General features: G+C 68.7%; 8 protein-coding genes. 4 read left to right on the top strand and 4 right to left on the bottom strand.

The genetic code is table 11. From position 1 onward, the window contains the following. Positions 1 to 314: 314 nt before the first annotated feature. Positions 315 to 782 (bottom strand): S-ribosylhomocysteine lyase, encoded by a 468-nt coding sequence (locus ASF71_RS14885; protein ID WP_056301658.1) that lies wholly within the window; start codon positions 780 to 782, stop codon positions 315 to 317. Between the two features lie 66 nt (positions 783 to 848). On the opposite strand from ASF71_RS14885, the gene lspA reads away from it, so the two are divergent. Then, the gene (gene lspA, locus ASF71_RS14880; protein WP_235514498.1) at positions 849 to 1367 is read left to right on the top strand and encodes a signal peptidase II; all 519 of its coding nucleotides are present in this window, start codon (positions 849 to 851) and stop codon (positions 1365 to 1367) included. A 68-nt stretch (positions 1368 to 1435) separates the two neighbouring features. On the opposite strand, the gene rpmB is transcribed toward lspA, so the two are convergent. Together rpmB and ASF71_RS14870 are read right to left on the bottom strand one after the other, a co-directional pair. Continuing rightward, complete coding sequence (gene rpmB, locus ASF71_RS14875) at positions 1436 to 1651, bottom strand: 50S ribosomal protein L28 (protein ID WP_056301656.1); 216 nt, start codon at positions 1649 to 1651, stop codon at positions 1436 to 1438. A gap of 255 nt (positions 1652 to 1906) precedes the next feature. Further along, on the bottom strand, positions 1907 to 2176 hold the full coding sequence (locus ASF71_RS14870; RefSeq protein WP_056301653.1) for a GlsB/YeaQ/YmgE family stress response membrane protein: 270 nt from the start codon (positions 2174 to 2176) through the stop codon (positions 1907 to 1909). Between the two features lie 415 nt (positions 2177 to 2591). On the opposite strand from ASF71_RS14870, the gene thrB reads away from it, so the two are divergent. The 3 genes from thrB to ASF71_RS14855 all read left to right on the top strand — a co-directional run bounded on the left by thrB (position 2592) and on the right by ASF71_RS14855 (position 4519). Continuing rightward, complete coding sequence (thrB, locus tag ASF71_RS14865; RefSeq protein ID WP_056301649.1) at positions 2592 to 3503, top strand: homoserine kinase; 912 nt, start codon at positions 2592 to 2594, stop codon at positions 3501 to 3503. A gap of 67 nt (positions 3504 to 3570) precedes the next feature. Beyond that, on the top strand, positions 3571 to 3861 hold the full coding sequence (locus ASF71_RS14860) for a Dabb family protein (protein WP_056301647.1): 291 nt from the start codon (positions 3571 to 3573) through the stop codon (positions 3859 to 3861). Positions 3862 to 3946: 85 nt separating this feature from the next. Next, entirely contained in the window at positions 3947 to 4519 is a 573-nt protein-coding gene (locus ASF71_RS14855; RefSeq protein ID WP_056301645.1) for a DUF1349 domain-containing protein, read from the top strand. Between the two features lie 60 nt (positions 4520 to 4579). Here the strand turns inward: ASF71_RS14855 and ASF71_RS14850 are convergent, their stop codons facing one another. Continuing rightward, a complete protein-coding gene (locus ASF71_RS14850; protein ID WP_056301643.1) occupies positions 4580 to 6835 on the bottom strand; it encodes an MMPL family transporter in 2256 nt (751 codons plus the stop codon). Positions 6836 to 6947 lie beyond the last annotated feature (112 nt).

The following is a 6947-nucleotide window of genomic DNA, read 5'->3' as shown; positions in this document are numbered from 1 at the left end:
TGATCTGTTGATCCAAGCTTGCGCTTGGCTTGCCTCTCAGAGGCTGTACTGCCAGTCCGAAGACCGGCTTGTGGTCTTGCGACCTCTCGAGTCTGGAGTCTTCCGAAGAAAACCGCTCGCACACCCTGTCGGATGTTCCTGCTCTCGCACCCTCTCTTCTGCTTTCATGCTGCTCGCCTCGCTTGAGGCTCAGAAAAGATACCGGGCATTCGCCGATCTGTCAACACCCCACGTCCCCGGTCCGGCATCCAGTCTCGCATCAGCACAGGAAAGGCCGTCCTGCACAAGCAAGATGGCCCGAGAAGCAAAAGCGCTCAGCGCTGGAGAAGCACCGTCTCTTGCACCTTGAGGCCGCCAGCCAAGGCGTCGCGGGCGTGCTGACGGGCCGCGCCAAGGTCGTGGTCGCGGTAATTGCCGCATTCCAGTTCGCTCACGCCGGGGATGGGGCGGTCATGGGCGGCCGTGTCACGCAGCGCCGCCTCGAAGGCGCGCAGGACGCCCTGTTCGTCGGGCTCACCGATGACCGCCATATACATCCCTGTACGGCAACCCATCGGGGACACGTCCACCACGTCCTGGAGGTGATCGCGCAGGTAGCCGGCCAGCAGGTGCTCGAGCGTATGGATAGCCGCCGGGTCAATGGCTCCCGCGTTGGGCTGAAGCAGCCGCAGGTCGTATTTGCTGATGCTGTCGCCGCGCGGGGTGGTCTTGACCCCCGCCAGCCGGATATAGGGGGCTTTGACCTTGGTGTGGTCGAGATCGAAGGACTCCACGTTTGCCATACCCGTATTGTCGGGCCGCTTCCGGGCACCAATGGTGAATTGCCCGGAGTTCATATACTGCCCCTCGTGTCCACCCTGACCCGCCGCATCCCGCATCTGCCCTTCTGGGTGCTGCTCCTCATCGTTCTCGCGCTCGTGGGCGCCGACCAAGCCCTCAAGGCGTGGGCCCTGGCCAACCTGCAATACGGCCAGCCGGCCATTCCGGTGGTTCCGGGCCTGCTGGACTGGGTGCTGACCTTCAATACGGGCGCGGCCTGGAGCATGTTCAGCGGCAGCGCGGCCCCGCTGGCCCTGGCACGGCTGCTGGTGGGCGCGGGGATTCTGGTGTACCTGTTCCTGCGTCCCCAGCCCCGACTGCTGAGCGTACTGCTGAGCATGATCGCCGCGGGTGCCATCGGCAACGCCATTGACGGACTGCGCGCAGGGCGGGTGACGGACATGATCCATGCCCCGGTGCTCAGCGCCGTGACCCGGGCCATCAACGGCACCGACTTCCCGATCTTTAACATCGCCGACATGTGCGTGGTGGTGGGGACACTAATCCTGTTGATCAGCAGTCTTCTCCCCGACCGCAAGAAGGCCTGACCCGCACCAGAGCCAAAAGATCAGCCCCCAGCCACGTAGGCCGGGGGCTGAGTGCTACAGGGCCCGGTTTAGACGAGGCTCTTGCGGCACTTGGTGCACACGCGCAGACGCAGGCTCACGCCGCCGCGGGCCACCGTCAGGGGTTGGAGGTTGGGCTTCTGGACCCGCTTGGAGATCCCGGTGGTCTTGCGACCCACGCCACCGGCCGCACGGGCCTTACCACGGCGCGTCACCGCGTTCACGACAATCGGCCCCTTACCGCACACTTCGCACACTTTCGCCATGTTCTTCTTCTCCTTCTTGAGTCTGGGCCGCCAGATGGTCCGGGGGCCGCGCCCGCTGGGATTCGCCCGCCTGGGTGGCTCTGGGCGATGACCCAGAAACCGCCGGCGGGTGTGGGGGCGTCTGCCACGCCGGACCGGCGCAGACAAGCCTTCCGACTGTAGCACATCCGGGTGGCGGTTCAGCGGACCATAGCCGTGCCGGATCACACGAAAAACCGGACGCCACTGGGGCGCCCGGCTGCCGAAAATCTAGGGTTAGCGGAGAACGCGCAGCGCCTTGAGGATGGCGATCAGCACGACGCTACCGACCACGCCCCACACGATGCTCCAGAAGCTGAACCCGCCGCCGGCCGCGTAAGCGCCGCCGATGTTGAGCCAGTTGCCGAACACGGCCTGGGCGAGCAGGCTGCCTACAATCCCGATGAGAATGTTAGCGACCGCGCCCTGCTGAGCGTCCGTCTTCATGATCATGCTCGCGAGCCAACCGATCAGCGCACCAACCAGAATAGTAATAATCCAACCCATGATGTGTTCCTCCTCTAAAGTGGTGGTTTTACTCGGCCCTGTCGGCGCTTTCGCACTTCCCGGCCGGTCTTGATGGAGGCAGCATGAGCCCGCCTCCCCCCCCCTAATGTTGCGTGGCGTACATTCTCAAGGGGGGGCGAAGGGCAGGTAAGGGTGAGAGGGCATGGGCTTAAGGTGAAGGCAGGAGTAGCTGACTGGGACATTTATTCCTGACTCGTTTCTGTCGGCTTGAGGCGCTGATTTGTCTCGGCTGCGCCGCGACCGGCTATGGAGAGGCCGTTACCATGACCGGTGACGCCACCCCGAGGAGGCGCACCCTGGAGGCCTCCCCTATGCCCGACTGCCCTGCGTGTTCTCCACCGACTGCCCCCCCCGCGACCTGCCCGACTCCGGCGCCGTGGCCCGGGGACCATCCATGACCGGAGGCTTCACGGTGCGCGCACCCGCCAGCAGCGCCAACCTGGGACCGGGATTCGACAGCCTCGGGCTGAGCGTGCCGCTGTACACCGTTCTGCACGTGACGCCGCAGGACGTGACTGAGGTGGTACCGCTGGGTGCGGAACTGGAGGGAACGCCCGCCGACGAGAGCAACTACGTATATCGGGCGATGCTCCTGGCCGCTAAGCGCGCGGGCCGGCCCCTACCCCCCGCGCGGGTGGAGATCCGGACCGAGGTACCGCTGGCGCGGGGGCTGGGCAGCAGCGCCGCCGCGCTGGTCGCGGGGATCGTGGCGGGCAACGAGCTGCTGGGCCGCCCACTGACGGACGAGACGGTACTGGACGTGGCCGCCCGCGAGGAGGGCCACCCCGACAACGTAGCTCCGGCGCTGTTCGGGGGCATCGTGGTCGCCACATTGGACAAGTTGGGTACCCACTACGTGCGCCTGGACCCCCCGGCCCACCTGGGCGTGACGGTGCTGGTGCCGGACTTCGAGCTCTCGACGAGTAAAGCCCGCGCCGTGCTGCCGCGCGAGTACAGCCGCGCCGACGCGGTGCACGCCCTGTCGCACGCCGCGCTGCTGGCCGCCGCCCTGGCGCAGGGCCGGCTGGACCTGCTGCGCCACGCCATGCAGGACTACATCCATCAGGTGTGGCGCGCGCCTCTGGTGCCGGGCCTGAGCGACATTCTGGAAGGCGCCCACGAGCACGGGGCCCTGGGCGCGGCCCTGAGCGGCGCGGGGCCGACCGTGCTGTGCTTTCACGACACGCGCCTGCCCACTGCGCCGCTGCACACCTACCTGCACGGCGTAATGACCCGGAATGGGCTGACCGGCCGGGTCATGGACTTCGGGATCGACACACGCGGCACAGTGATCGAGCGGGACTGAAGCTCGGCACCACCCCACCGCTGGAACTTTGGCGCAGGCCAGCTCTTTTCATTTCTCAGGAGAACCCATGATTCGTCATACCGTCGTCTTCACCCTCAGGCATGCCTCAGGCTCTGCCGAAGAAGAAAGCTTTTTGCAGGCCGGGCGGGCCCTGGAGCATATCCCCACGGTCGAGAAGTTCGAGCAGCTCCGGCAAATCAGCCCGAAGAACAGCTTCCGCTTCGGCTTTTCCATGGAGTTCGCCGATCAGGCCGCCTACGACGCCTACAACGTTCACCCGGTCCACGAACAGTTCGTGCGGGACCGGTGGCAGCCGGAAGTGACCGACTTCCTGGAGATCGACTATGTCCTCCTGTAGAGGACAAAGAGCATGTCGGGGCCCTAGGAGCCTGCAGGTGGTGAGGGTGAGTGCCTCCCGCCGCCCCGTCCGGGGGCTCTAGACCATGCCGGTTGCACTCCCCTGGGCCGAACTGAAGTGGTTGAACGAACCGGACTGGACGGCCGCTGGCGACGTTCTCCAAATCCGCACCGCTCCCGAGACGGACTTCTGGCGCCTCACTCACTACGGCTTCGTGCGGGACAGCGGCCACTTCCTGCACACGCGGCCGCTTGGCGAGTTCACGGCGCAGGTGCGGGCCGAAGGAACCTATGAGGCGTTGTACGACCAGGCTGGGCTGATGGTCCGCAGCCACCCCGGGTGCTGGGTCAAGGCAGGCATCGAGTTCGTCCATGGGCAGCGGCTCAGCGCGGTCGTCACGCGGGAGTACAGCGACTGGAGCGTCCAGCCCACCGGCAACCCGGCTTTCGTCGACCTGAAGATCACCCGCCGGGGCGACACCCTCCAGGTGCAGTCCCGCCTGCCGGGGGCAGACTGGGCGCTGCTCCGCCTAGCCTATTACCCGCCGGAGGAACCGGCCGCGGTGGGCGTCTACGCCTGTAGTCCCCAGCGCGGCGGCTTTGAGGTCCGCTTTTCGGGGTGGAGGGTCGGCGCGCCGGAGACGGAGAGCCCGTACTGACCTCCTGCACGGCGTACACCGGCCGGACCCTCCCCACTGCGGCGCAGGGAGGGCGTCCGATCAGTGTTCCAGGCGGATGTGGGGCAAGCGGCGGTCGAGCCACGCGGGCAGCCACCAGTTCCAGTCGCCCGCCACCCGCAGGAAGCAGGGCACGAGGATGAGGCGCACGAGCGTGGCGTCGAGAACCACCGCGACCGCCAGCCCCAGGCCGATGCTCTTGGTGGCGACGACGCGGCCGATCATGAAGGCCGTGAACACGATGAACATGATGATCGCCGCCGACGTGATGATGCGCGCCGTGTGGCCGACCGCCCGCACGACCGCCTCGTCGTTGCTGGCCCCCGAGAGGTACTCCTCCTGCACGCGCGAGAGCAGAAAGATCTCGTAGTCCATGCTCAGGCCGAACATCACCGCGAAGAGCAGCACCGGCAGCGAGGCGTCGAGTACCCCCACATCCTGCGGAATCCCCAGTGGCCCGGCCAGGAAGCCGTCCTGCACGATCAGGGTGACGACCCCGGCCGCCGCGCCCACCGTCAGGGCGTTGGCGAGCAGGCTCTTGAGGGGAATGAGCAGGCTGCGGAAGGCCAGCATCAGCAGCAGGAAGGTCCCTGCGAACACGGCCACGACGATGGTCGGCAGCGTATCGGTGATGGCCGCGCTGAACTCGCGCCCGCCGACCGGCGCGCCGCCCAGCAGGTAGCGGTAGCCGCTGGCGTCCAGCACCCCGCGCAACCGGGCCTCGAAGGCGTCCACGCGGTCGGCACGCAGGTCGGTCGCCGGGATGACGGTCAGGCGCAGCAGCGTGCGGTCGGCGCTGAACGAGCGGCGGTTCAGGGCGCTCACAGCCCCCAGGGCGTCCGTGCCGCCTCCCGCCGCCGCGAGGTCGGCCGGGGTCAGGAAGGGGCTCAGGACGCCGCGCACGCCGGGCAGGGCGCGCAACTGTTCGGTGACGGCCTGAAAGCGGGCACGGTCGCCCGCCCCGTAACGCTGGCCCTCCAGGTCCAGCACGACCTCGAACTGACTCAGAAGACCGCCCGCCCCGAGCGCCCGCACGTCCTGGAGGGCGTCGCGGCTCTCGACGCCGGGCGCTAGCCCCCAGGCCCCCGCGTAGCCGGTACGCATCTGGAGGGCCGGGGCCGCCAGCAGCAGCAAAAAGCCCGTGCCCAGCACCAGCCCCAGCCAGGGCCGGGCGGTGACGCGCCGGGCGAAGGCGGTCCAGCCGGCCGAGGCCGCGCCGCTCTGCGCCCAGGTCTGGGCCCAGGTGAGGCGCAGGCGGCGGGGGCTGTTGACCCGCTCGCCCAGCAGCGCCAGCAGGGCAGGCAGCACGGTCACGCTCGCCAGGACCGTGAGCAGTACCGCCAGCACCCCCCCTATGCCGATGCTGCGCACGAAGGTCAGCGGCGGCACGATGAGGCCCGCCATCGCCACCGCGACCGTCATGCCGCTGAAGGCCACGCTGCGCCCCGCCGTGCGCACGGTGCGCGCCGCCGCCGCGCGGGGGTCGCCGTCGCGGGTCAATTCCTCGCGGAAGCGGTTGACGGTGAGCAGGGCGTAGTCGATGCCCGCCCCCAGGCCCAGCATGGTGATCACGCTCTGGGCGAAGGTACTGACCTCCATCACGCGGGTCAGGCCGTACAGCCCGGCCATCGCCACGGTCACGCTCAGGACGCTGGTCACCAGGGGCAGCCCGGCGGCCACCAGCGCCCCGAACACGAACAGCAGCACCAGCCCGGTCAGCGGCAGGGCGGCGAACTCACTGCGTTTGGTATCGGCCTCGGCGTAGGTCGTGAAGTCGTCGGCCACGGCCTGCCCGCCGGTCACGCGCACGTCCAGACCGGCCGACTCGGCCGAGCGCGCGTAGGCCCGCACCCGCGCCAGAGTCTCGGCCGCGCCGTCGAGCAGCGGAATCTGGGCGATGGTCAGGGCCAGGGTGCCGCCTGCGTCGCGGGTGGGCACGGCCGTTCCGGCGCTGCCCGCCCCGGTCCCGGCGGCCGTGTCGGCGGCCAGGACCCGGGTCACGCCCGGCACCGTCTCCAATCCCTGCACGAAGCGGTCGTAGGTCGCGCGGCCCTGCGCGGTGGTCAGCGGCGGGCTGCTGCGCGTGACGAGCACGGCCGTGTTCGTGTCGCGCTCGCCGAAACGGTCTTGCAGCAGCGTGGTGACGCGCACGCTCTCGGAGTGGGTGAGGCGGCCGGGATCGGCGCTCAGGGCCGGGGGCGCGCGCAGGGCGAAGGGCAGGCTGGCGAGCGCGGCCAGCACCCACACGAGCAGCACCAGCCAGGGCCGGCGCGAGACGAGGTTGGCGAACAGGGACACGCCCGCGACTCTAGCGGCCGGGGCGTGACGGGATGCTCACGGAGCGCAGCGGGGAAGGCGGGCTGGACCTGTCAGCCTGGTCCACCGACCCACCTTCCCCGTTTGTCCTACT

Origin of the sequence: Deinococcus sp. Leaf326 (genome assembly GCF_001424185.1) — a bacterium.
Lineage (GTDB): Bacteria > Deinococcota > Deinococci > Deinococcales > Deinococcaceae > Deinococcus.
This window is presented reverse-complemented; position numbering and strand designations above follow the sequence as displayed.

Coding starts and splice junctions, on each gene's coding strand:
- ASF71_RS14885 (WP_056301658.1), bottom strand. CDS start 782: ATGGCAAACGTGGAGTCCTTCGATCTCGACCACACCAAGGTCAAAGCC.
- rpmB (WP_056301656.1), bottom strand. CDS start 1,651: ATGGCGAAAGTGTGCGAAGTGTGCGGTAAGGGGCCGATTGTCGTGAAC.
- ASF71_RS14870 (WP_056301653.1), bottom strand. CDS start 2,176: ATGGGTTGGATTATTACTATTCTGGTTGGTGCGCTGATCGGTTGGCTC.
- thrB (WP_056301649.1), top strand. CDS start 2,592: ATGACCGGAGGCTTCACGGTGCGCGCACCCGCCAGCAGCGCCAACCTG.
- ASF71_RS14860 (WP_056301647.1), top strand. CDS start 3,571: ATGATTCGTCATACCGTCGTCTTCACCCTCAGGCATGCCTCAGGCTCT.
- ASF71_RS14855 (WP_056301645.1), top strand. CDS start 3,947: ATGCCGGTTGCACTCCCCTGGGCCGAACTGAAGTGGTTGAACGAACCG.